We start from the raw sequence: 21,959 nt of genomic DNA on the forward strand, positions 1-21,959 counted from the left end.
TGCTGGGTATGACGACAGACATGCTTCGCAAAGAACTCGACGTTGTGGTGATCGGCGGTGGCGCCGCCGGACTGAGCGGCGCGCTGATGCTCGCCCGCTCCCGGAGATCCGTCGCCGTGATCGACGCCGGCGCCCCTCGGAACGCACCGGCCGACGGCATACACGGACTGCTCGGGTATGACGGGATGCCACCGGCTGAATACCTCGCACGCGGCACCGAGAACGTCCGCCGCTACGGCGGCCTCGTCATCGACGGCGAGGTCTCCGAAATCTCCCGGGACACAACCGGATTCGCTGTCACGCTGGCCGATGGTCGCAACACCCACGCACGTCGGATCCTGCTCGCCACCGGCCTGGTCGACGAGATCCCCGACATCGACGGCCTCGCCGAACGCTGGGGACGCGACCTGGTGCACTGCCCCTACTGCCACGGCTGGGAGGTGCGCGACCGGGCGATCGCCGTGCTGGCGACCGGCCCGATGACGTTCCACTCCACGCTGCTGTGGCGACAGCTGTCCGACCGAGTTGTGTTGCTGCGCAACGGGATCGACTTCACCGCGGAGCAACTGGCGCAAGTCACCGCGCGTGGTGTGCGCATCGCCGAGGGCCGGGTGCAGTCGGTCGTCACGACTGACGACGCCATCACCGGTGTCGCGATGGCCGACGGCCAGGTCGTCCCGTGCGAGGTGATCACGGCCGGCACCCGCATGGTCGCCCGTGCCGGTGTCGTGGCAACTCTCGGGCTGGAACCCGTCGAGCACCCATCGGGGATGGGGATGCACGTGCCGACCGACGCTGCAGGACGCACCGACGTGCCCGGTGTCTGGGCGGCCGGCAATGTCACCGACCTGGCCGCACAGGTGGGCGCTGCCGCGGCAGCCGGTTCGATGGCCGGCGCCCAGATCAACGCCGAGCTGGCCCTCGAGGAAGCGGCGGACGCCGTTGACGCCCAGGCACAGGCCGGCTGAACCCGCGACGGGCGAGCGGACACCTACGCTGAGGTGCATGCCTGTTGTGCCCGCCAACGATGCCGCGACCAACAGCTGGATCGAGCACACCGGCATCTGCTCGGTAACGTTCCGGCAGCTGCAGCCGGCCGAAGTCGTCGACCACGTCGCCGCGGCCGGGCTGCGCCGCATCGAGTGGGGGTCGGACGTGCACGCTCCGGCCGACGACCCGGGCGCACTCGATGCTGTGCGCGAGACGACCGCCGCGGCAGGCCTGACAGTGAGCTCCTACGGCAGCTACTGGCGTGCGGGTGGGGATGAGAGCGCGTCCGGAGCGGGTGCGAGCCCGACCATCGAGCAGTTGGTCGATGCCGCAGCACGCCTCGGCGCGCCCCGCATCCGGGTGTGGGCGGGCTCGGTGGGATCAGCGGACTGCCCTGCGGGCGAACGGGATCGAGTTGTCACGGACCTGCGGCACGCTACCGAGGTGGGCGCCGCGAACGGCATACAGATCGGACTGGAGTTTCACCGGCTCACGCTCACCGACACGGTCGACTCGACGCTGCAACTGCTGGACGAGGTCGGGCACGACAACCTGGCGACCTATTGGCAGCCCCGCGTCGACGAGCCCGCGGCCGATGCGGTCGAGGGACTGCGACGGATGGTGGATCGGGTCTGTGCGGTGCACGTGTTCTCGTGGTGGCCGTTCGCCGATCGACTACCGCTGGCCGATCGTGCCGGGCTCTGGCAGGGCGTGATCACACTGCTGCGGGAGCGTGTGGAGCCTTTGGATCTGTTGCTCGAGTTCGTGCCCGAGGACGACCCGGCCGTCTTGCCACGCGAGGCCGAGTCGTTGCAGGCATGGCTCGATTGACGTTCGATCGCGGTGCGACCCCGAACACGGCGACGGATGTCACTCGGGGCTGCCTGCATCGTTGACCCACTGAGCGGGTCAACGCGGCAGGCGCCAACGAGTGGTCACTGCACCAGGAAGCAGAACGGATGCCCGGCCGGATCGGCCAGCACGTAGAGCGGTTCACCGTCGTCGGCCGAACGGTCATAGCGGACAGTGGCGCCGAGCTCGATCGCGCGATCACGGTGATGCTCGAGCTCTTCGACAGTGGACACCCTGAAATCCATGTGCATCTGCATCGGGACGTCCTCGGCCGGCCACGTCGGAGGCGTTGTGTCCGTCTTCTCCTCCACAGTCAGCACGCGCTCCCCCGCGTCGTTCACCAGCACGAGCCAGTCCGCATCGTCCGGTGTGCCGTCGGTCGGCGGCTCCTCACCGTCGCGATAACGCAGACCGAGCAATTGCCGGTAGAACTCCGCGAGCGCCCGACAGTCGCGCGCATCGATCGCCGTGTGCAACAGGACGGGGTATGCCGACATGGGCTTCTCCTCGATCGGAAGTCCTTGTCACGCTAGTACGGCGTGAGGACAGGGCGGGTCTCGATACACCGCTCGTCCCTCGCGGCACTCGACCACCTTGGTCTCGCTACTCGACCAGCTTGGGTCTGGATACGCGGGCTCGTTCCTCACCCGCTACTCGACCACCTTGGGTGCGCACCTACCGCTGGGTGGCGTCGTCGACCTCACCGACGAGCTCCTCCAGCACATCCTCGAGGAACACCACACCGAGCACCCGCTGGGCGGACTTGTCGACGACCCGCGCCAGGTGGGCACCGCTGCGCTGCATCGTGACGAGCATGTCGTCGACCTCGTCGGACGGTGCGACCGTCGCGAGCGGGCGGATGCGCCGTGGCGGGACGGGCTCGGCATACGCCTCGTCCGTGGCATAGAGCACGTCCTTGAGGTGCACGTATCCGGCGATGACGCCGCGGCGGTCGACGACCGGGAACCGCGAGAACCCGTGCTTGGCGACCAGGCGCTCGATGTCCTCCGGGGTGGCGCCGACCTGCACGGTGACGAGTTCGTCGACCGGGACCGCGACGTCGGCCGCCACCCGGTCGGTGAATTCCAAAGCACCCTGGACCCGCTCGGACTGCCGCTCGGCGAGAGTGCCCTCGCGCTGCGACTCGGCGACGATGAGCTCGACCTCCTCGGCCGAGAACGCCGACGTCGCTTCGTCTTTCGGCTCGATGCCGAGGCGGCGCACCGCCCACTTCGCGATCGCCTCGAGTGCCCGGATGATCGGCCGCAGCACTTTGGTCACCCACAGCAGCGCAGGCGCGAGCAGCAACGCCGCCCGGTCGGGGCCGGCGATCGCGAGGTTCTTGGGGACCATCTCGCCGAGCACCACGTGCAGATAGGCGACGATCAGCAGCGCCAACAACAGGGCGACGACGGTCGACATACCGTGCGGGGCGCCGAGCCCGGTGAAGATCGGCTCGATCAGGTGATGCAACGCGTCCTCGGCGACCGCACCCAACAGCACCGAGCACACGGTGATGCCGAGTTGCGCGCAGGCGAGCAACGACGAAACGTTCTCCAGCGCTTGAAGACTCAGCTTCGCGCGCTTCGAGCCGGATGCCGCGAGCGGCTCCAGCTGCGAGCGCCGAGCGGCCATCACGGCGAATTCCGCGCCGACGAAGAACGCGTTGCCGAGCAGGAAGAGGAGTCCGAGTGCGAGTTTCATGCGGGGTCCACCTCCGCATCGTCCGCCGGTATGACGGGCGCCAGCCGCACCCGATCCACGCGCCGGCCGTCCATGACGACGACTCGCAGCGTCCAACCGTCGAGCGCGACCTCGTCACCCACCTGCGGCACGCGACCGACCGCGGCCATCACGAAGCCGCCGACCGTCTCGTAGTAGGCGCCCTCGGGGATCGTCGCGCCGATCCGGTCCTGCACCTCGTCGGGCCGCCACAGACCCGGGACCGTCCAGGACCCGTCCGGCAGCACCCGGCTGACGTCGACCCGCGGGTCGTGCTCGTCGCTGACCTCACCGACGATCTCCTCGATGACGTCCTCGAGGGTGACGACCCCCGAGGTGCCGCCGTACTCGTCGACCACGATCGCGAGCTGGAAGCCACCGGCACGCAGCAGGAGCAGCAGCGGGTCCAGCAGCATCGTCTCCGGCACCAGCACCGGCTTGATCATCAGCGCCGTCACCGGCACGTCCTCGCGCCGGTCCTGTGGCACGGCGATGGCCTTCTTGACGTGGACCACGCCCACGACGTCGTCCCAGTCGTTGCCGATCACCGGGAATCGCGAATGTCCAGTGCTACGAGCCAGATCCACCACGTCGGAGGCGCTGGCGTCGCGTTCGACATAGACACAGCGCACGCGCGGGCTCATCACGTCGGACGCGGTGCGCTCGCCGAAATCGAGCGACTTGGTCAGCAACCGCGCCGTGCCCTCCTCGAGCGTCCCGGCCTCCGCCGAACGCCGCACCATCGACGACAACTCCTGTGGTGTGCGGGCCGCGCTCAGCTCCTCCTGCGGCTCAATCCCCATGCGCCGCAGCACCCCGTTGGCCGATCCGTTGAGGATGACGATCAACGGCTTGGTCACCGTCGCGAAGACCCGCACCGGGCCGGCGACGACCTTGGCGACCTGCAGCGGTGCCGAGATGCCGAGGAACTGCGGGATCAGCTCGCCGAAGATCATCGAGAAGAACGATGCGATGACCAGCGCGAGCACGGTCGCCACCGCAACCGCCGCGGCCCCGGAGACCCCGATCGAGTCCAGCGGGCTCTCCAGCAGCGAGCCGAGCGACGGCTCGACGAGATAACCGAGCACCAGGGTGGTGATCGTGATGCCGACCTGGGCGGCCGACAACTGCGTCGACAGCCGGCGCAGCGAGCCGAGCACGACGCCGGCCCGGGAGTCACCCTCGTCGACAGCGCGCTGCACCGTCGGGCGGTCCAGCGCGACCAGGCTGAATTCGGCGGCAACGAAGAGAGCAGTGCCGACGGTCAATACGACCCCGGCGAGGATGAGCAGCCATTCGACCAACATGTTGGCGACATAGTTTCACGCTGCCAAGGTGGTCGAGTAGGGCGAGCCCAAAGGCGAGCCCGTATCGAGGCCGCCGCTGATCTCGATACACCTCCCCCGCTGCGCTCCTCCGGCACTCGATCAGCTTGGGGGGAGGCGCTCCTCCGGCACTCGATCAGCTTGGGGGGAGGCGCTCCTCCGGCACTCGATCAGCTTGAGGGGAGGCGCTCCTCCGGCAGGCTCGGCCGCCTCGGACCTCGACAGGCTCGGCCACCTCGAACTACGACAAGTCGTCGATCCGCTGCTGGGCCTCGCGCACGATCCGCAGTGCTTCGGCACGCACGGCCTCGCTGGTCCGTCGCGAGCGCACCAATTTGCGCGCACTGGAACGCAGTTCGTTGATTTGCCGCTCGAACTCGCTGCCGGCGCGGCCGGACATCGGCTCGCCGGCGGGGCGGGCGACACGTCGCGCCTCGCGGGCGGCGGCCTTCAGCTCGGCGCGCAGGTCGGCGGCCTCGCCCTTGACCCGCGAGCGCACCTCCTCGGCCAGTTGGCTGGCCGACCGGTCCAGGTCGGACTGGAGGTCGCCCAGGTCCAGCTGCCGCCTGGCAACCTCGTCCCGGCCTGCGGCCGTGATCGTGTATGTCGCCTTGCGTCCGTCGTCGCTGCGACTGACCAGGCCCTCCTCCTCCAGCTTGGCCAGCCGTGGATAGACGGTGCCCGCGCTCGGGGTGTAGAGGCCGTTGAACCGCTGCTCCAGGTCACGCATGATCTCGTAGCCGTGCCGCGGCCCTTCGTTGAGCAACGACAGCAGATAGAGGCGCAACTGCCCATGGGCGAAAACCGGTGCCATCAGGACTCCTTGGCCAAGCTCGGCCCCCCAGCCGCAGGTTTCGCACGCAACACCACGACGTCACCGGACACCGAGGTCGCCTCCAGCCGGAGCGCCTCGTCGCCGTCGCGTGCTTCGCCGCCGCGGAACCACTTGCCGCCGAGCTTCATCCCGTCCACGACAGCGGCGCCGCTCATGGTCGACACCTTGACGCGGTATCCGCCACCGGCCGGCACCCGCACGGTCACGTCACCGGAGACGGTGTTGGACTCGACCTTGGTCTCGCCTTCGTTCAGGTCGAGGGTGATGTCGCCGGAGACGCCGTTGAGCTCGATCGGGTCGAGGGTGCTGTCGTGCACCGTCATCGACCCCGAGACGGTGTTTGCCTCGAGCCGCCCGCACAGCCGCCGCCCCTCGAAAGTGCCTGAGACGCCGTTGATCTCGATCTTGCCGTCGATGTCGTCGGCCGTGACGTCGCCGCTGACGGTGTTGAGCGATGTCTTGGCATGTATGCCGCTCACCACCGCTCCGGCACTGACGGTGTTGATGTCGGTCTTGGCGTCCCGCGGGATCGCCACGGACACGACCGCCCGGGTGTGTCCGGGCCCGCCGAAGGCCTTCAGCGTCGTCCAGATGTCCTTGCCCTCGGCATTGACGTGGCTGATCTTCAGCTTGTGGCCGTTCCAGGTGACCTTCAGTGGCTGACCGACGACTTCCTGCACCTCGACCTGGGCGGTCGGTGCGTCGTGCGTGACGACGTCGACATGACCGCCGACCAGCGCCACCGTCAGTGCGTCGACGCGCTCGCCCTCGCCGCCGATGTCGAGCACCTTGGGCCCGTCGAGCTCCCACTGCTGCGCCATGCCGCTGCTCCTTCGGTAGTTCACGTTCGGTAGGTCACGTTCGGTAGGTCATGTCCGGTAGGTCGCGTTCAGTTGATCACGACATATCGCGTTCATGGTAAACACGATATGTCGCAACAGGCAACGTTACCGTGCGTTCAGGAACTGGTCACGCGTTCTGCCTGCAGCGGTTATCATCCCCAGCGGGGAGGAAGGCAGCATCGCACCCCGCTGTCACGGCGCGCAGGAGAACCACGTGAATCTCGTCCCGACGCTCGAGGGAGTGACCAGCGAGGCCACCGGCCGTCGCAAACCGGTTGCAACCCTGGTCGGCCTGCTCGACGTCGTCGTCATCCTGCTCGCGATCGTCCTGGCCGCCATCCTGCGCTTCGGCGACACGGTCGACCGGACCGTGGCCGGAGCCGGGACCGTCGACTACGTCTACTTCTCCGTGGTGCTCGGCATCTGCTGGATCGCCGGCCTGCACATCGCGCAGTGCTACCACCACGAGCTCTTCGGCCTCGGGTCCGAGGAATACCGGCGGGTGGCCCGTGCGACGTTCGGCGTCTTCGGCGCGATCGCCATCGCGGCGCTGCTCTTCCGGGTCGACATCGCCCGCGGATACCTGGCCATCGCGTTCCCGCTCGGCCTGGCCGCACTGCTGCTGGAGCGCCTGCTGGTGCGCCGGTGGGTGGTCCGCCAGCGGCTCGGCGGCGTCCTGTGTGATCGTGCGCTGATCGTCGGCACTCCGGTCGAGGTGCGGCACGTCGCCGCCGGCATCGCGCAGAACCCGTCGGCCGGCTACCGCACGGCGGCAGTGTCGGTGATCGGCGAGCCGGACCCGGTCTTCGAGCTGTCGGACGGCACCGAGGTCGACAACCTGCCCGCGATCGACGACGTGCGACGGCTCGACGGTCGCATCGACACGTTGATCATCGCCGGCCAGAGCGCCATCTCCCGCACCCAGCTGCGCAGCATCGGCTGGCAGCTGGAGGAGAGCGACATACAACTCGCCCTGGCCAGCCAGATGACCGACGTCGCCGGCCCGCGCATCCACCGCCGGCCGATCGAGGGCCTGCCGCTGATGAGCGTGGAGTCACCGACATACTCGGGGACCAAATTCATCGTCAAGCGCGTCGTCGACATCGTCCTCAGCGGTATGGCGCTGCTGCTCCTCTCCCCCGTCTTCCTGATCGTCTCGGTGCTGATCTACCTGGAGGATCGCGGCCCGGTGCTCTTCCGGCAGATCCGGGTGGGCGCGGGCGGCGCGCTCTTCCGGATCACCAAGTTCCGCTCGATGTGCATCGACGCGGAGGCCCGGCTGGCGGAGTTCGAGGGGTCGGGCACACCGGTGTGGAAGCTCAAGGACGACCCGCGGATCACCCGCATCGGCAAATTCATCCGGACCTACTCGCTGGACGAGCTCCCGCAGCTGTTCGACGTGCTGATCGGCCACATGTCGCTGGTCGGTCCGCGGCCGCAGCAGCCGAGCGAGGTCGAGACCTACGAGGAGCACGTGCACCGCCGGCTCAACGTCAAGCCGGGCGTGACTGGCCCGTGGCAGGTCGGCGGACGCTCCAACCTGACCTGGGAGCAGACCATCCAGAAGGACCTCTACTACGTCGAGAACTGGTCTCTGACAGGGGATCTCGCGATCATGCTGAAGACGGTCCGCGCGGTCGCCGCCAAGGACGGCGCCTACTGAGCCGCGGCGTCCCGACACGCCGCGAAGTTCGCGGAAAATCGGGCCGCCACACGCCTTGGGCCTGGTGTGGTCAATCGTGACCTGAGCGTTACGCTGGAGCCTGTATGGCGACCGTCGTCATACAACTGAAAACCCGCATAGCCGGACATCCTCAGCATGGCCGTGCCGACCTTGACGAAAGAGGCGCATTCGCGTGTCATCCCAGTCGCCTGACCCACTCGCGACATTCGGACCCAATGAATGGCTCGTTGACGAACTCTACGAGCAGTACAAGCAGGACAAGAACTCCGTCGACAAGGCGTGGTGGAGCTTCTTCGAGGATTACACGCCCAGGACCTCCGAGACACCGGCGGCCGGCAACGGCTCGGCCACCTCCGACGGCACGACCGACGGCACCTCCGACGGCACGAGCAGCAACACGAGCGACAACACGTCCGGCGCCGCCGCGAAGGCCGCACCGGCCCAGCAAGCACAGCAGGCAGCACAGCCGGCCGACACCCCGGCGGTCCCCGAGTTCACCGCCTCCCCGGCCCGGCCCAAGCGCACCAGCCCGACCGCCGAGCCGCCCAAGGGCGCAGCCCGGAAGCTCCCCAAGGACGGCCCGCGCCCCAACCCGCGGGACTGGGAGCTGAAGAACGCCAAGGTCATCGCCCGTGACGCGGCCACCCCGAAGGTCCCCGACGTCGACCCGGCCGAGGACACCAAGACACCGCTGAAGGGCGTCGCGGCGCGCATCGTCTCCAACATGGAGGCCAGCCTCGAGGTCCCGACCGCGACCAGCGTGCGCGCGATCCCGGCCAAGCTGCTGATCGACAACCGCATCGTCATCAACAACCACCTGTCCCGCAGCCGCGGCGGCAAGGTCAGCTTCACCCACATCATCGGCTACGCCCTGATCAAGGCGCTGCGGCTCATCCCGGAGATGAACTACGCGCTCGGCACCGACGACAAGGGCAAGCCGACCCTGATCAAGCCCGGTCACGTCGGCTTCGGCCTGGCCATCGACCTGCAGAAGGACGACGGCTCCCGCACTCTCGTCGTGCCCAGCATCAAGGGCGCGGAGGAGATGGACTTCGCGCAGTTCTGGGCGGCATACGAGGAGATGGTCCGCAAGGCGCGCGGCAACAAGCTGACGATCGACGACTACGCCGGCACCACGATCAGCCTGACCAACCCCGGCGGCATCGGCACGGTGCACTCGATCCCGCGGCTGATGAAGGGCGCGGGCGCGATCATCGGCGTCGGCGCGCTCGAGTACCCGGCCGAGTGGCAGGGCGCGAGCACCGACACCCTCAACGAGGCGGCCGTCAGCAAGATCATCACGCTGACCTCCACCTACGACCACCGTGTCATCCAGGGTGCGGTGTCCGGCGAGTTCCTGCGCGTGGTGCACCAGCTGCTGCTGGGCGAGGACAACTTCTACGACGACATCTTCCAGTCGCTGAAGATCCCCTACGAGCCGATCCGCTGGGTCCAGGACATCGACGCCGGCCACGACGACGACATCAACAAGGTCGCGCGTGTCCAAGAGCTGATCCACGCCTACCGCGTCCGCGGTCACCTGATGGCCGACACCGACCCGCTCGAATACAAGCAGCGCCGGCACACCGACCTCGACGTCACCACGCACGGCCTGACCCTGTGGGACCTGGACCGCACCTTCCCGACGGGTGGCTTCGGCGGCAAGCCGTTCCTGAAGCTGCGCGACATCCTCGGCATCCTGCGCGACGCCTACTGCCGCTCGATCGGCATCGAATACATGCACATCCAGGACCCCGAGCAGCGGGCCTGGATCCAGAGCAAGGTCGAGAAGGGCTACGAGAAGCAGTCCAGCGCCGAGCAGTTGCGCATCCTGCGCCGGCTCAACGCGGCGGAGGCGTTCGAGACCTTCCTGCAGACCAAGTATGTCGGCCAGAAGCGCTTCTCCCTGGAGGGCGGCGAGTCGGTCATCGCGATGCTCGACCGGATCATCTCCGAGGCGGCCGACGACTCGATGGACGAGGTCTGCATCGGTATGCCGCACCGCGGCCGGCTCAACGTGCTGGCCAACATCGCCGGCAAGTCGCCGGGGCAGATCTTCCGCGAGTTCGAGGACAACACCCGGCCGAAGTCGGTCCAGGGGTCCGGTGACGTCAAATACCACCTGGGCACCGAGGGCACCTTCACCTCCGACGCGGGCAACAGCACCAGCGTCTATCTCGCGGCCAACCCGTCGCACCTGGAGGCGGTCAACCCGGTGCTGGAGGGCATCGCCCGTGCCAAGCAGGACCGCATCAACCTGGCCGGTGCCGCGTTCACGGTGCTGCCGATCCTGATGCACGGTGACGCGGCGTTCGCCGGTCAGGGCATCGTCGCCGAGACGCTCAACCTGTCGCAGCTGCGCGGTTACCGCACCGGCGGCACGATCCACATCGTGGTCAACAACCAGGTCGGCTTCACCACCGCGCCGTCGCAGAGCCGCAGCTCGACATACAGCACGGACGTGGCGCGGATGGTGCAGGCGCCGATCTTCCACGTCAACGGTGACGACCCGGAGGCGTGTGTCGGGGTGGCCGAGCTGGCCTACGAATACCGCCAGAAGTTCAACCGCGACGTCGTGATCGACATGGTCTGCTACCGCCGCCGCGGTCACAACGAGGGCGACGACCCGTCGATGACGCAGCCGATGATGTACAAGCTCATCGAGGCCAAGCGCAGCGTCCGCAAGCTCTACACCGAGGCCCTGATCGGCCGCGGCGACATCACGCCGGACGAGGCCGAGGCAGCGCTGAAGGACTACCAGAAGCAGCTGGAGCGGGTCTTCACCGAGACCAAGGCCGCCAAGCAGGAGCAGTCGGCTCCCGCCGCGGACAGCTCGGTCGGCACCGACGCCGAGGGCCACGGCGGCCTGGAGCGTCCGTCCGCCCAGGAGGAGGACGACACTCGCGCGGACCGCAGTTTCTTCGACACGGCCATCAGCTCCGAGGAGCTGCTGACGATCGGCAAGACGTGGGCCAACCCGCCGGAGGGCTTCACGATCCACCCGAAGCTGGCCAAGCTGATGCAGCGCCGCGCGGACATGACGACCAGCGGCAACATCGACTGGGCGATGGGCGAGTTGCTCGCATTCGGGTCACTGATGATGGAGGGCACCCCGGTGCGCCTGGCCGGCCAGGACAGCCGCCGCGGCACCTTCGTGCAGCGGCACTCGGTGCTGATCGACCACACCAACGGCAACGAGTGGACGCCGCTGCGTTACCTCTCCCCCGACCAGGCGTGGTTCTGGGTCTACGACTCGCTGCTGAGCGAGTATGCCGCCCTCGGTTTCGAATACGGCTACTCCGTGGAGCGCCCGGACGCCCTCGTGTTGTGGGAGGCGCAGTTCGGCGACTTCGTCGACGGCGCGCAGACGATCATCGACGAGTTCATCAGCTCCGGTGAGCAGAAGTGGACGCAGCGTTCGTCGGTCGTGCTGCTGCTGCCGCACGGATACGAGGGCCAGGGTGCCGACCACTCGTCGGCGCGCATCGAGCGCTTCCTGCAGCTCTTCGCCGAGGACAACATGACGATCGCCTACCCGTCGACGCCGGCGTCATACTTCCACCTGCTGCGTCGGCAGGCGGCGGCTCGCCCGCGCAAGCCGTTGATCGTCTTCACGCCGAAGCAGTTGCTGCGCCTGAAGGCCGCGACCTCCGACACCGAGGACTTCACCAACGGTCGCTTCCGTCCGGTGATGTCGGACCACAAGTCGCCGAAGCCGGAGGACGTGACCCGCGTGCTGCTGGCCTCGTCGCGGGTGGTCTACGACCTGGAGGCCGAGCGCGAGAAGCGTGGCGACACCCAGACCGCGATCGTGCGCGTGGAGCAGCTCGCCCCGATCCCGGCCAAGGAGATCGCCGACGAGCTGGCCAAATACCCCACCGCCGAGATCGTCTGGACGCAGGACGAGCCGAAGAACCAGGGTGCCTGGCCCTTCATGGCGCTCAACCTGCCGGAGATGCTCGCCCCGCTCGGCGAGACCCGTCCGATGCGGTTGGTCTCCCGCCCGGCGACGGCCGCACCGGCCACCGGCTCGCACAAGCGTCACGACGAGCAGCGCGAGCAGCTCATCCAGGAGGCCTTCGCCCGCTGACCCGAGATCCCTGAGGAGCCCGTGAGGAACGAGCGGGCGTCTCACCCGAGATCCCTGAGGAGCCCGTGAGGAACGAGCGGGCGTCTCGAAGGGTCGAGGCGACACACCAACGCCGGTCGAGTAGCCGAGCCGCTAGGCGAGGCGTATCGAGACCCGAGACCGAAGGGGGCGCACACCACCCGGTGTGCGGCCCCTTCGCTAACCCTCTCCACAGCTGGTTCGTATGTCGCCGGCCTAGCGTGATTCACGAGGTCGGCAGCAACCAACTGCTCCTCACTGCGAGCACTGCTTTGACATACCGAGCAGTAACGCTGACCTTGGGTCGACGCCTCGTTCAGGGGGGCGTGGTGCTCGCGGTGGGACGCGGGCGACGAAAGCTGGAGGCACCAATGACCACTCAGACGATCCCTGTCGCATCCAAGTCCGTGCGTGAGTTGATCGCTGAACTCGCCGACGTCGAGGACCAGGTCCGGCAGCTGCGCACCTCACAGCAAAGCGTCGACGCGCCGACCCAGCAGGCGCTGCACCCCGACCTGGTCGGCCTGCTGCATCGCGAAGCCGACATCGTGGCTTCCATCCGCCGCACTGCGGCAACGTTGCGCTCCTGACCGTCAGCGAGGTACCGCGCCCGGCGCCTCCCCGCCATGCACGACAACTGTCGGGTATGACGCGCACACGTTTTCTTCACCAAACGGATCCAGGCTGACCGTTCGAGTTCGCCTGCCACCACGTCGATTTCGCAATCTGTGGCAGGTCGACCATGACGTTCCCATAATCCTTGCCCTCGCCGTATCGTTACCGCATCATCGTCCAGGTAAAGGCGGATCAGCGTCGTGCACCACAACAGTCGTTACATGTTCGAGAAGCATGCAGCGCCATTCTTCGAGGCCGGTCAAGACATCCTCGAAGTTGGTCCGGACTCCCAACCGAGCACCGTTCGGAAGTTGGTGGGAGACCGAGTCGCCAGTTGGAAGACCGCAGATCTCGAAGCGTTCAACGTAGCGTCTGATCACGACTACCTGATGCCGGACGAATACACGTTGCCGATCGACGACGACTCGTTCGACGTCGTCGTGTCCACCAATGTGATGGAGCACGTGCGGAAACCCTGGCGTTGGGTGCCTGAGCTCGCTCGAGTGTTGCGCCCGGGCGGCATCCTCATCACGGTCGTTCCTCTCAACTGGCCCTATCACGCCTCTCCCTACGATTGTTGGCGTATCTACCCCGATGGCCTCCGAGCGCTGTATGACGACGCCGGCTTGGAGACTGTGCTGGCCGAGTTCGATGGCATCGACGATGGCCACGAAAGCACGCAGACCACCTGGGAGATGCGCAAACGGGACGCACGGGTCTTCGTCAAGCGCGCCCTCGGGCGACCGGCCTGGCCGTGGGGTGCCTTCGAGAGCAAGTACGCCGTCGACACGGTCGGGGTCGCACGGAAGCCCGCCGCAGATGAGGCCAAGTAGGACGCATGTATTTCACCGACCGAGGAATTGAAGAGCTCGCTGCCCGACGCGGCGACGAGGACGTCACCCTGGGCTGGCTGTCGGATCAGCTGCGCACCTTCGTCGACCTGAACCCGGAGTTCGAGACGCCGGTCGAGCGCCTAGCTACCTGGCTGGCGCGACTGGACGATGAGGACGAGGACGACTGAGACTCCGCAAGCGGTCAGCCGCGGTTACGGGCGTGGTGCAGTGCGGCCTTCGCCCGGTTGCGAACAGCCTTCAGCGCTGGGATCGCCGCCGGCGGTAGGAACTGCTTCGCAGGGTGCTTGCCCCACGCACTCGGCACCTTCACGCGCAGGATCTCGTGCTCGCCGACATAGTGGGGATCGATGCCGCACCCGAAGGTCGGCAACCACCCACGCATCACTTCGCGCCAGTCGATCGAGTCATCCCACGTGGCATACAACTTGAACGGTGTCACCATGAAAGGTCTCAAGCCGTCCTGCGTGACGGCTTCCCAAACAGCAGCAGCGACACCCGGACAGTGCTCGGCTCGGTAATCGTCGAAGACGACCACGCCACCCGGCTTGACCAACACCCGTGACGATTCGACGTCCTGCCGGACGTGCTCGTAGAGGTGCGACGCGTCGACATGGATGAAGCGATGGCTCCGATGAGAAGCAACACCCGTGATGGCACTGCTGAAATCTTGTATGACGGTCGGCGGCTCCGGCAGCACGGAAAGATAGTTGCTGAGGAACTTCGCCTTGGTGAGGCCGGTGTAGGACTGGGCATTCTCACGCGCATTCTCTGCGTCGGTGGCTCCTTTCTCCCACAGGTCAACCACGGTGAACGTCTCACCGGCCTGCAAATAGGACCCGATCAGCACCGAAGTGTGCCCCCACGCCGCCCCGATCTCCGCGAGGTCACCGCCACCCGGGACGCGAGTCCCGGTGTCCTCCAACAGGAATCGGAAGATTCCGAGGTCCGGGTTCCACAGTCCGCCCGAGAAGCTCGCACTCCCAGGGAGTGCCCGCATCTGCTTGTCCGAGACGTGCATTCAGATCTCCTCAGATCTCGCGCCAGGTGACTTCCAGCGCTCGTCATACCGCACCGTGCTCCCCAAGCAGTCAGCGCGGCTCGGTGAACTCGTCCTGCTTGCGTGCGATGACTTCGACGTTGGTGGCGATCAGGTTGGCAATCGGCACCCGAGACAGCACGTCGCTGAATGCTCGTGCCGTGTGGTGAAACTTCTGCGGAATGATCCGGCTGGTAGCGCTGGCAGGAAGCATGTTGCGGTATTGCGCCTCGAGCACGTCGAAGCCGGACTTCGCGATCATCTGCCGACCCGAGTGCAGGGAGTACAAGCGGTCATGCGGTTGCGCGCCGTGATAGTTCTTCCCCTTCCGACGCGCTGCGTATTCGACATACGACCAACGATTCGGCAGCTTGTAGCAGTAGAAGTATCCGCGCGGACGCAACACTCGCCGGATCTCGGCCAGAGAGTGCTCAGGGAACTGCACGTGCTCCAAGGTTCCGAGCGACAGGACCGCGTCGAAGGACTCGTCTGCGTATGGCAGGCGCACGGGGTCGGCGCTGAACTTGGCCGTCATGCCGTCGAAGTTCGGCAACACCCGCTCTTCGACGGCTTCTGCGCCCGGGTCGAAGTCGTAGAGCGAGACCTGCAGTCCACGGTCCCGCATGAACTGCGCGACGTAGCCGACGCCGCAACCCCAGTCGAGCACGTCGGTGTTGCCGTCCTGCGCGACGCGCTCGGCGACGGCGTCGTACTCCATGTGCAGGATTGGATTGCCCGTCGGCCCAGCGTGCAGGGCGAAGTGCTCGCCGCCTCGCGTCCAGTAGTGCTCGGACTCGGCCTCTTGCCCACTCATTGATCACTCCCACCTGCGCTGACGCTTGCGCCGCAATGTAAGCACAAGTCCACCTCCCAGCCATCGCCTTTGCCTGCATCGGTGCGATTTGCTGTCGGCCTCCTGCTGAGGTGGTCAGTCCGCCCGCGACTCGCGCCGGTCCCCTTCGCGACTCCGCGCGCCACATGCGCGAGAATGTCCCCCGTGAGCACCCTCCACGATGGCAGCGAACCCGAGTTCAGCCCCACCGCGCGTTTTCACGTGACCGAAGGTGACCGGCACGTGGGCTTGTGCTTCGTCGGCGACTCTTTCGTCGCGGGCCTGGGCGACCCCAAGGCGCTGGGCTGGGTCTCGCGAGTGGTGGCCCGCACGCCGCACTCGGGCATCGATCTGGCCAGCTACAACCTCGGCATCCGCGGGCAGAGCTCGACCGACGTGCTCGCCCGTTGGCAGGCCGAGTGTGAGCCGCGCTGGGCGATGGGCAACGAGCGGCGCCTGGTCGTCGGTGTCGGCCTCAACGACATCGCACAGGGCCTGACCACTGCCCGGTCCCGGCTCAACCTGGCCAACATTCTGGACGACGCCTCGTCAGCGGCGATCTCCACGTTCGTGGTCGGACCATCCCCCACGATCGACGCCGAGACCAACGATCGCCTGCAGACTCTCGTCGACGCGCAGTCCGACGTCTGCTCGCGTCGGGGCATCACCTACGTCGACACATTCCGCCCGCTGCTCGGCCACGACCAGTGGCACGCCGACCTCGCGTCCGGTGACGGCATGCACCCAGGCCAGGCCGGCTACGGACTCATCGCCTGGCTGGTGCTGCACGCCGGCTGGCAGACCTGGCTGCAACTCGACAGCTGACGACTCCCGTCAGCGTTGCACCCGCAGTTGTTGCCACAGGCGACTGCGCACAGCCGCCAAACCGGCGAGGACTGTTCTGACGTCATCGGCGCCGAAGAAGTAGATGTCGCGGCGGCGCAGCGGAAAGCGACGCGCGTAGAAGAACACATTCATATTTGCTGCCACTTGATTGCCGATCGCAGTGGCAATCGCTGCGCCGACAGCGCCCAACGCCGGACCGAGCAGTACCAAGGCGACGATGTCGGCGATAAATGCCCCGAAGAGACTGATGCTGCGGAGTCCGGGCAGCCCCCGTGCGGTGAGAGCAGCACCCATCACGGAGCCGGGCGTCGCAATCGCTGCAGAAGCGATCAGGATCAGCACCGCAGAAGTGGCGTCGTGGAACTCGCTACCGAAAACAAGGTCGATCCACCACCAAACTGTGGCGCACACGACCAACGCAACCGCCAGTGCAACCAGCAATGACACCCGTGCGGTCCGAAATAGCCGAGCGTCCTTGCGTTCGGCAGCATCGGCGGCGAGCGTGACGTCGCGCATTGCGTTGTTCGCGAGCACCGTGACGTCGGCAATATTCGTTGCGACCGTGTAGAGACCAAGCTGCGTGCTGCCGGCAATCGGCACCATGATCGCCTGGTCCAGTCGACTGAGCAGAATCCCTGAAACCGATCCCGCCCAAGCGCGGAGTCCGAAACGGCTGAGCTCCGAGACACTCGCCGCTGACGCTTCGGACGAAGTGTCCTGAGTCTCCGTGAGCACCGCCGGCGCTGCTCGCAGCCGGAAGATCGGCAGATAGACCAGCAGGGTCACCGCCGTCGGTCCGGTGATCGCCAGCGCGGCCGTCACCACCGTGAGCTGGCCTGTGAAGAACAACGCGAAGACTGCGACGACGCGCAGGACAGCAGAAGTGATGCGCTCGAGCGCCACGAGTCTCCACCGGTGCAAACCCATCGCCACGCCGCGTGCAGCGCCGACTGCAATGGCTGGTGGGATCAGGATCGAGAGACCGATGATCAGGTCGCGTACCTCGGGATTGCCTCCGGCAAGCCAGTCAGCGGCGCCGATTGCCAACAGCGCGACCAGCACCGCACCGACGAGAAGCACCCGCAGCGCGCGATAGAGCATCGCCCGTGCCGCTTGCGGTCGACGCGCAGTGAAATAGGTCAGTGCCTCCGGCAATCCAAACGTTGCGGCAGTGCCGGCGAGGAGCATAGGAGCGGTAGCGGCTGCCAGGTGTCCACGATCGGCGACTCCCAAGCCACGGGCCAAGAACGGCGAGGTGATGAGCGCCGCCATCGGAAGCGCAAGGTTGGACGACGCTGTGATGACCAGATTGACGCCGTAGCTCCGGCCAGGCTGCGAGCGCGGATCTTCACCGTAGGATTCGGCACCGAACTCGTCGCTCGGAGGCGTCGGCACAGACATCTAAATGCCTCAGACCGTCAGCTGCGCAGTCGAGTCAGCAGTCGTCACGGACTGCCTCACATCTGCATCCATCGTGTCGTCGTCAGGAAACTCACCGCGAATGGTGGCACAGAGAACGACGGCGAATGCCAGCAGCGGAACTGTGTTGGACGCCCCGTAGAAGGCGGTGTTGTCGCCCTGGCCGTGAAAAAGCGCCCACAACGGCGCACCGGCCGCGAATGCGATCGCCATGCGCTGCCGCCGATCGACCACCCGCGTGATGCCGCGCATGCAGAAGCCGGCGATGCCAACGGTGACGACGAGCTGAGCCACCAGCATCGGCAGCCCGCCCTGCGTTCCGGCATACAGCAGAAAGTTGTGTGGTGGCAACGTCGGCCGGACACCGAAAGAGCCGGCGACCTGTGGCCAATGGATCTCCCAACCTCCGACTCCCCACCCCGTCAGCGGATTGTCCTTGATGCCGTTAAATGCCGTCTCCCACAGAGCGCGACGCGGAGACAACGACTGATCGGACTCCGCCAAGTACGACTGTCCGAACTTCCACACCGACGCACCGCCGACAGCGATCAGGATCGCGGACAACGGAAGCACGACGAGCCGGTTGACTCCGGCTGACCGGTTGGCAATGGACGCCTGCAGGATGGCAAAGATCGGCAGCACGATGAGGAGCGCGATGCCGGTCTTGGAGCCGCTCGCCCAGACACCGACACCGCAGAGCAACGCCACCACCGCGGGCCACCGGCGTCGACTGGCGATCGCTGCGGCCAGATAGACCATCCCCGCGACACCCATCACCATCGACGCGCGGTTTCCGTTGGTGAAGAACATGCCGGCCGACTTGCCGATGCTCAGACCATTGATCTGCGCATCTCCATAGACTGCCTCCTGGCCAACACTGCCGATGAAGAACTTGCCGATGCGCGAGCCGTAATAGTCAGCCTTCGCCGCGCCGTCGAAGTAGAAGTAGACCGTGGACGCCACTTGCACGAGGACCGGCAGACTCAGCGCACCAAGCATCGAGGCGATCGCCGAGACACCACCGGCGAGTTCGCACACGGTGACGAAAGCCAGAGCAATCACCAGGACACCGAACGCGGTTTTCAGCGACTGGACCGACTCCGGAGACCACCACGCAGCCAGGACGTAGAGCCCCGCAACGGCGAGCATCGCTCGGAAGAAGACGGTCTTGGTGATGACCGAGGACCGCCGGCGCTCGCAGAACACACCGGTGAGCTGAAACCAGGTGTATGGCGAGAACTTCATCGCTGCCGCGACGCCGACCGGCGACACGATCCATAGGACCGAGAGCAGCCAGAGCCACAGTCTGCGGTTGATGCCGAGTGTGACGAGCCCAACGACCACGATGACCATCGTCAGAATCATTGAGAACCTGCATCTTCGCTCACACCACGGAGGAGGCCGGTCCACCCCCGCTACCTCGCCGACCGAACTTCGGGTCCACGTCTGGTGCATCGTACTGACCAAAGGCTCATAGCCATGCAGCGCCGGGACAACTTGGCTGCATTACTCTGTGCCGTATGCCGCCCTGCCCGTGGACGCCGTCGTGACAACGCCGGATCCGACGTCCTCCGCCGAGCGGCGTACTGTTCTCATCTGGCGCAGGACGTGGCTCCCGGCATCGGAGACGTTCATCCGTCAACAGATGAAGTCCATGACGCGCTGGCGCCCGGTTGCCGCCGGTCTCTACCGTCATGAGTCGCCACTGTCGAGTCCGGCGGACGACGTCTACTTCGACCACATGCTGAAGTCCCGGCTCGGCTCCCGGATCCGCGAGGATCTGTGCACCGGACGAGCAGTCCGTGCAGCGATCCGGGCACACCAGCCCGACGTGATCCACGTCCACTTCTTGCGCGATGCCCTGCGAGTGGTGCCTGTCGCCATACGTTGTGACATCCCGACCATCGTGACGGTGCACGGGTTCGACATCACCAGATGGCCAAAGGCCCGGGCATTCCCGGAAGTTGTGCAGCCGATGCTGCGCTGGCGGCGGCGACGGGCAGCTCGGCGGACGCTGCGCGGCGCCGACCGAGTCATCGCTGTCTCCGAGATGCTGCGAAGCCGCGTCATGTCCTTCGGTGGATACCCGTCGCGCACGAGCATCCTGCCGATTGGCGTCGAGGTGCCGCAGACCGACCCACGCCGTCAGCGAGACCGCAGCGGTGTCGTCTTCGTCGGTCGTCTCGTCGAGGTGAAGGGTGTCGCCGACCTCCTGCAGGCGTGGGCCGCCCTGCCACATGCACTCCGGGACGAGCATCCGCTGACGGTCGTCGGGGATGGTCCGCTCCGGTCGGAGCTCGAGCAACTGGCCGACAGTCTTGACGTCACCGTCGACTTCCGAGGAGCCCAGCCGCAGGCGCAGGTCTTCGAGGCGTTGTCCGAGGCCGCAGTCTTCTGCGGTCCGTCCCGCACTGCGGCTGCCGGAGACACCGAAGGATTCGGCATCGTCTTCCTCGAGGCCGCTGCCCACGCGCTACCGGTGGTTGCTTACCAGCACGGTGGCGTGCCGGAAGCAGTGGTCGACGGGTTCACCGGCCTCCTCGCGCCGGAGGCAGACGTCCGAGCTCTGTCAGAGCACCTCGAGCGGTTGTTGTCCGACTCCGCCCTGCGCGACGAGATGGGCCGCGCAGCCCTGGCCCGCGTGAAGCGAGAGTTCGACGTGGCAGCATGCACCGCTCAGCTGGAAGACATCTATGACGATGTCTCGTCGTCGACCTCTTGACCGGATCACACTGCACCGACGAGTCGTGGCTCGTCCGCGTCGGGCTTCGCATCCGCTTCTTCCCGCGCAGTCTCCGTGACCGAGTCTCGGTCGAACAGCACTAGCGCCAGCAAGGCGGTCCAGGTGACCCACGACGCTCCCTCGAAGGAGTCGATCCGCAACGGCATCTCGGCGATGGACATCGTCAGGATGATCACGGTGAAAAGCACTGGCGCGTATGAATACGGCAGGACGGACCTGGCACGCCCGATCAGTGAGACTGCGACCGGCGTCATGCACGCAATCAGCACGACACCGCCGCAGGTGAACACCGTGACGAAGAGATTGTGCCCGTGATACGAGGGGTGTTGCAGCACGTCCAGTAGCGGTCCCTGCCTGACGTAGGCCCAGGTTGATAGCCCAATCTGCCAGTTGTCAGTCCACATCTCGCGTGATGCCAACCAGATTCGGCCGCGGTTGGTGAAGGAGTGCGGATCGCTCGTGTGCAACGGCAGCCACACGATCACGGCAGATATGCCCAGCAACAAGACTGTCGACCAAGCTCGACGCGCCCGATCAGACTTGACCACTCGGAACAAGAACATGCAGCCCACTGTGGCCAGGACCGCGAGCAGCGATGTACGTGAAGAAGCCAGTGTGGCCGTCGCGAGGATCGCCACGATCGCGAGGCGGCGACGCCACTTGTGGGTGATCAACATGCAGAACGGAACACCGACGGCGACCGACATGCCGAGGTTGTTCATCTGTGCGAAGGGCCCGGCCAGCAGACGCGATCCGATGAGCGCCTTGGTCTCGTTGAGCGATGAGGCGTCGACCGCGTTCACCATCCAGGCCCGCGACGTTGTCGCCGCCATCAGCAGACTCAACACGGAGACCCCGGCGCAGAAGTAACCGACGACCTTGAGGTCGTTCCAATGCAGTCCGATGGACCACAGGCCGATGGCGATGAGCGGAAGGATGTACCACCGGCCACTCAGATGGACCAAACCCAGGCTCAGCGCATTGACGCACTGCAGACCGGCCACCATGATCAGGACCGCGAGTAGAGCGCGGCCGTTCGCGTGTTTCGTTCGGGAGTTGATCACCGCAATCACGATCGGCACGAGCAGCAGGAGATATCGGGAGTACTGGCTCACCTCCGTGCCCAGGTGAGTGCTGGCAATGCCTCCGGTCACACCCGCAGCCGGCGGAAGCCGACCGCCTCCCGTCACTATGTCGACGAAGTCGCCTCCTGTTGCATAGAGCAGCGCCGCGCCAAGGATCCAGCTGAACTGGAG

At 66.4% G+C, this 21,959-nt stretch carries 19 protein-coding genes; 9 read left to right on the top strand and 10 right to left on the bottom strand.

Annotated features, from left to right (window positions below):
- Window positions 1-8: 8 nt before the first annotated feature.
- Both ACSZL9_RS05945 and ACSZL9_RS05950 read left to right on the top strand, forming a co-directional pair.
- Entirely contained in the window at window positions 9-968 is a 960-nt protein-coding gene (locus tag ACSZL9_RS05945; protein WP_446664544.1) for an NAD(P)/FAD-dependent oxidoreductase, read from the top strand.
- Window positions 969-1,005: 37 nt separating this feature from the next.
- Window positions 1,006-1,821, top strand: coding sequence for a sugar phosphate isomerase/epimerase family protein (locus ACSZL9_RS05950; RefSeq protein WP_446664545.1), 816 nt, complete (start codon window positions 1,006-1,008; stop codon window positions 1,819-1,821).
- A 104-nt stretch (window positions 1,822-1,925) separates the two neighbouring features.
- On the opposite strand, the gene ACSZL9_RS05955 is transcribed toward ACSZL9_RS05950, so the two are convergent.
- The 5 genes from ACSZL9_RS05955 to ACSZL9_RS05975 all read right to left on the bottom strand — a co-directional run bounded on the left by ACSZL9_RS05955 (window position 1,926) and on the right by ACSZL9_RS05975 (window position 6,545).
- The gene (locus tag ACSZL9_RS05955) at window positions 1,926-2,339 is read right to left on the bottom strand and encodes a VOC family protein (RefSeq protein WP_446664546.1); all 414 of its coding nucleotides are present in this window, start codon (window positions 2,337-2,339) and stop codon (window positions 1,926-1,928) included.
- A 178-nt stretch (window positions 2,340-2,517) separates the two neighbouring features.
- Window positions 2,518-3,546: a hemolysin family protein gene (locus tag ACSZL9_RS05960; protein ID WP_446664547.1), complete on the bottom strand. Its 1,029-nt coding sequence runs from the start codon at window positions 3,544-3,546 to the stop codon at window positions 2,518-2,520.
- Complete coding sequence (locus ACSZL9_RS05965; RefSeq protein ID WP_446665113.1) at window positions 3,543-4,868, bottom strand: hemolysin family protein; 1,326 nt, start codon at window positions 4,866-4,868, stop codon at window positions 3,543-3,545. Before ACSZL9_RS05965 ends, ACSZL9_RS05960 begins: the two co-directional genes overlap by 4 nt.
- Before the next feature lie 262 nt (window positions 4,869-5,130).
- The gene (locus tag ACSZL9_RS05970; protein WP_446664548.1) at window positions 5,131-5,703 is read right to left on the bottom strand and encodes a PadR family transcriptional regulator; all 573 of its coding nucleotides are present in this window, start codon (window positions 5,701-5,703) and stop codon (window positions 5,131-5,133) included.
- On the bottom strand, window positions 5,703-6,545 hold the full coding sequence (locus tag ACSZL9_RS05975) for a DUF4097 family beta strand repeat-containing protein (protein ID WP_446664549.1): 843 nt from the start codon (window positions 6,543-6,545) through the stop codon (window positions 5,703-5,705). The genes ACSZL9_RS05970 and ACSZL9_RS05975 overlap by 1 nt, the downstream gene beginning before the upstream one ends.
- A gap of 235 nt (window positions 6,546-6,780) precedes the next feature.
- On the opposite strand from ACSZL9_RS05975, the gene ACSZL9_RS05980 reads away from it, so the two are divergent.
- The 5 genes from ACSZL9_RS05980 to ACSZL9_RS06000 all read left to right on the top strand — a co-directional run bounded on the left by ACSZL9_RS05980 (window position 6,781) and on the right by ACSZL9_RS06000 (window position 13,994).
- Complete coding sequence (locus ACSZL9_RS05980) at window positions 6,781-8,229, top strand: sugar transferase (RefSeq protein ID WP_446664550.1); 1,449 nt, start codon at window positions 6,781-6,783, stop codon at window positions 8,227-8,229.
- A gap of 187 nt (window positions 8,230-8,416) precedes the next feature.
- The gene (locus ACSZL9_RS05985) at window positions 8,417-12,340 is read left to right on the top strand and encodes a multifunctional oxoglutarate decarboxylase/oxoglutarate dehydrogenase thiamine pyrophosphate-binding subunit/dihydrolipoyllysine-residue succinyltransferase subunit (RefSeq protein ID WP_446665114.1); all 3,924 of its coding nucleotides are present in this window, start codon (window positions 8,417-8,419) and stop codon (window positions 12,338-12,340) included.
- 389 nt (window positions 12,341-12,729) lie between these two features.
- A complete protein-coding gene (locus tag ACSZL9_RS05990; protein ID WP_446664551.1) occupies window positions 12,730-12,948 on the top strand; it encodes a hypothetical protein in 219 nt (72 codons plus the stop codon).
- Window positions 12,949-13,173: 225 nt separating this feature from the next.
- Window positions 13,174-13,806, top strand: a complete 633-nt coding sequence (locus ACSZL9_RS05995) for a methyltransferase domain-containing protein (protein ID WP_446664552.1) — start codon at window positions 13,174-13,176, stop codon at window positions 13,804-13,806.
- A gap of 5 nt (window positions 13,807-13,811) precedes the next feature.
- The gene (locus ACSZL9_RS06000) at window positions 13,812-13,994 is read left to right on the top strand and encodes a DUF6104 family protein (protein ID WP_446664553.1); all 183 of its coding nucleotides are present in this window, start codon (window positions 13,812-13,814) and stop codon (window positions 13,992-13,994) included.
- Between the two features lie 14 nt (window positions 13,995-14,008).
- On the opposite strand, the gene ACSZL9_RS06005 is transcribed toward ACSZL9_RS06000, so the two are convergent.
- Together ACSZL9_RS06005 and ACSZL9_RS06010 are read right to left on the bottom strand one after the other, a co-directional pair.
- The gene (locus tag ACSZL9_RS06005; protein WP_446664554.1) at window positions 14,009-14,845 is read right to left on the bottom strand and encodes a class I SAM-dependent methyltransferase; all 837 of its coding nucleotides are present in this window, start codon (window positions 14,843-14,845) and stop codon (window positions 14,009-14,011) included.
- Window positions 14,846-14,915: 70 nt separating this feature from the next.
- On the bottom strand, window positions 14,916-15,677 hold the full coding sequence (locus ACSZL9_RS06010; RefSeq protein WP_446664555.1) for a class I SAM-dependent methyltransferase: 762 nt from the start codon (window positions 15,675-15,677) through the stop codon (window positions 14,916-14,918).
- A gap of 183 nt (window positions 15,678-15,860) precedes the next feature.
- On the opposite strand from ACSZL9_RS06010, the gene ACSZL9_RS06015 reads away from it, so the two are divergent.
- Window positions 15,861-16,520: a GDSL-type esterase/lipase family protein gene (locus tag ACSZL9_RS06015; protein ID WP_446664556.1), complete on the top strand. Its 660-nt coding sequence runs from the start codon at window positions 15,861-15,863 to the stop codon at window positions 16,518-16,520.
- A 9-nt stretch (window positions 16,521-16,529) separates the two neighbouring features.
- Here ACSZL9_RS06015 and ACSZL9_RS06020 read toward each other — a convergent pair whose 3' ends face one another.
- Both ACSZL9_RS06020 and ACSZL9_RS06025 read right to left on the bottom strand, forming a co-directional pair.
- Window positions 16,530-17,942 carry a lipopolysaccharide biosynthesis protein gene (locus ACSZL9_RS06020; RefSeq protein WP_446664557.1) on the bottom strand — a complete coding sequence of 471 codons (1,413 nt, stop codon included), beginning with the start codon at window positions 17,940-17,942 and terminating at the stop codon, window positions 16,530-16,532.
- 9 nt (window positions 17,943-17,951) lie between these two features.
- Window positions 17,952-19,325, bottom strand: coding sequence for an O-antigen ligase family protein (locus ACSZL9_RS06025; RefSeq protein ID WP_446664558.1), 1,374 nt, complete (start codon window positions 19,323-19,325; stop codon window positions 17,952-17,954).
- 136 nt (window positions 19,326-19,461) lie between these two features.
- Here ACSZL9_RS06025 and ACSZL9_RS06030 point away from each other — a divergent pair, with 136 nt between their 5' ends.
- The gene (locus tag ACSZL9_RS06030) at window positions 19,462-20,682 is read left to right on the top strand and encodes a glycosyltransferase (RefSeq protein WP_446665115.1); all 1,221 of its coding nucleotides are present in this window, start codon (window positions 19,462-19,464) and stop codon (window positions 20,680-20,682) included.
- 5 nt (window positions 20,683-20,687) lie between these two features.
- Here ACSZL9_RS06030 and ACSZL9_RS06035 read toward each other — a convergent pair whose 3' ends face one another.
- Window positions 20,688-21,818, bottom strand: a complete 1,131-nt coding sequence (locus ACSZL9_RS06035; protein WP_446664559.1) for an O-antigen ligase family protein — start codon at window positions 21,816-21,818, stop codon at window positions 20,688-20,690.
- Between the last annotated feature and the right edge of the window lie 141 nt (window positions 21,819-21,959).

The sequence above is a fragment of the Flexivirga sp. B27 genome (assembly GCF_052905685.1).

Coding starts and splice junctions, on each gene's coding strand:
- ACSZL9_RS05945 (WP_446664544.1), top strand. CDS start 9: ATGACGACAGACATGCTTCGCAAAGAACTCGACGTTGTGGTGATCGGC.
- ACSZL9_RS05950 (WP_446664545.1), top strand. CDS start 1,006: ATGCCTGTTGTGCCCGCCAACGATGCCGCGACCAACAGCTGGATCGAG.
- ACSZL9_RS05955 (WP_446664546.1), bottom strand. CDS start 2,339: ATGTCGGCATACCCCGTCCTGTTGCACACGGCGATCGATGCGCGCGAC.
- ACSZL9_RS05960 (WP_446664547.1), bottom strand. CDS start 3,546: ATGAAACTCGCACTCGGACTCCTCTTCCTGCTCGGCAACGCGTTCTTC.
- ACSZL9_RS05970 (WP_446664548.1), bottom strand. CDS start 5,703: ATGGCACCGGTTTTCGCCCATGGGCAGTTGCGCCTCTATCTGCTGTCG.
- ACSZL9_RS05975 (WP_446664549.1), bottom strand. CDS start 6,545: ATGGCGCAGCAGTGGGAGCTCGACGGGCCCAAGGTGCTCGACATCGGC.
- ACSZL9_RS05990 (WP_446664551.1), top strand. CDS start 12,730: ATGACCACTCAGACGATCCCTGTCGCATCCAAGTCCGTGCGTGAGTTG.
- ACSZL9_RS06000 (WP_446664553.1), top strand. CDS start 13,812: ATGTATTTCACCGACCGAGGAATTGAAGAGCTCGCTGCCCGACGCGGC.
- ACSZL9_RS06005 (WP_446664554.1), bottom strand. CDS start 14,845: ATGCACGTCTCGGACAAGCAGATGCGGGCACTCCCTGGGAGTGCGAGC.
- ACSZL9_RS06010 (WP_446664555.1), bottom strand. CDS start 15,677: ATGAGTGGGCAAGAGGCCGAGTCCGAGCACTACTGGACGCGAGGCGGC.
- ACSZL9_RS06020 (WP_446664557.1), bottom strand. CDS start 17,942: ATGTCTGTGCCGACGCCTCCGAGCGACGAGTTCGGTGCCGAATCCTAC.
- ACSZL9_RS06025 (WP_446664558.1), bottom strand. CDS start 19,325: ATGATTCTGACGATGGTCATCGTGGTCGTTGGGCTCGTCACACTCGGC.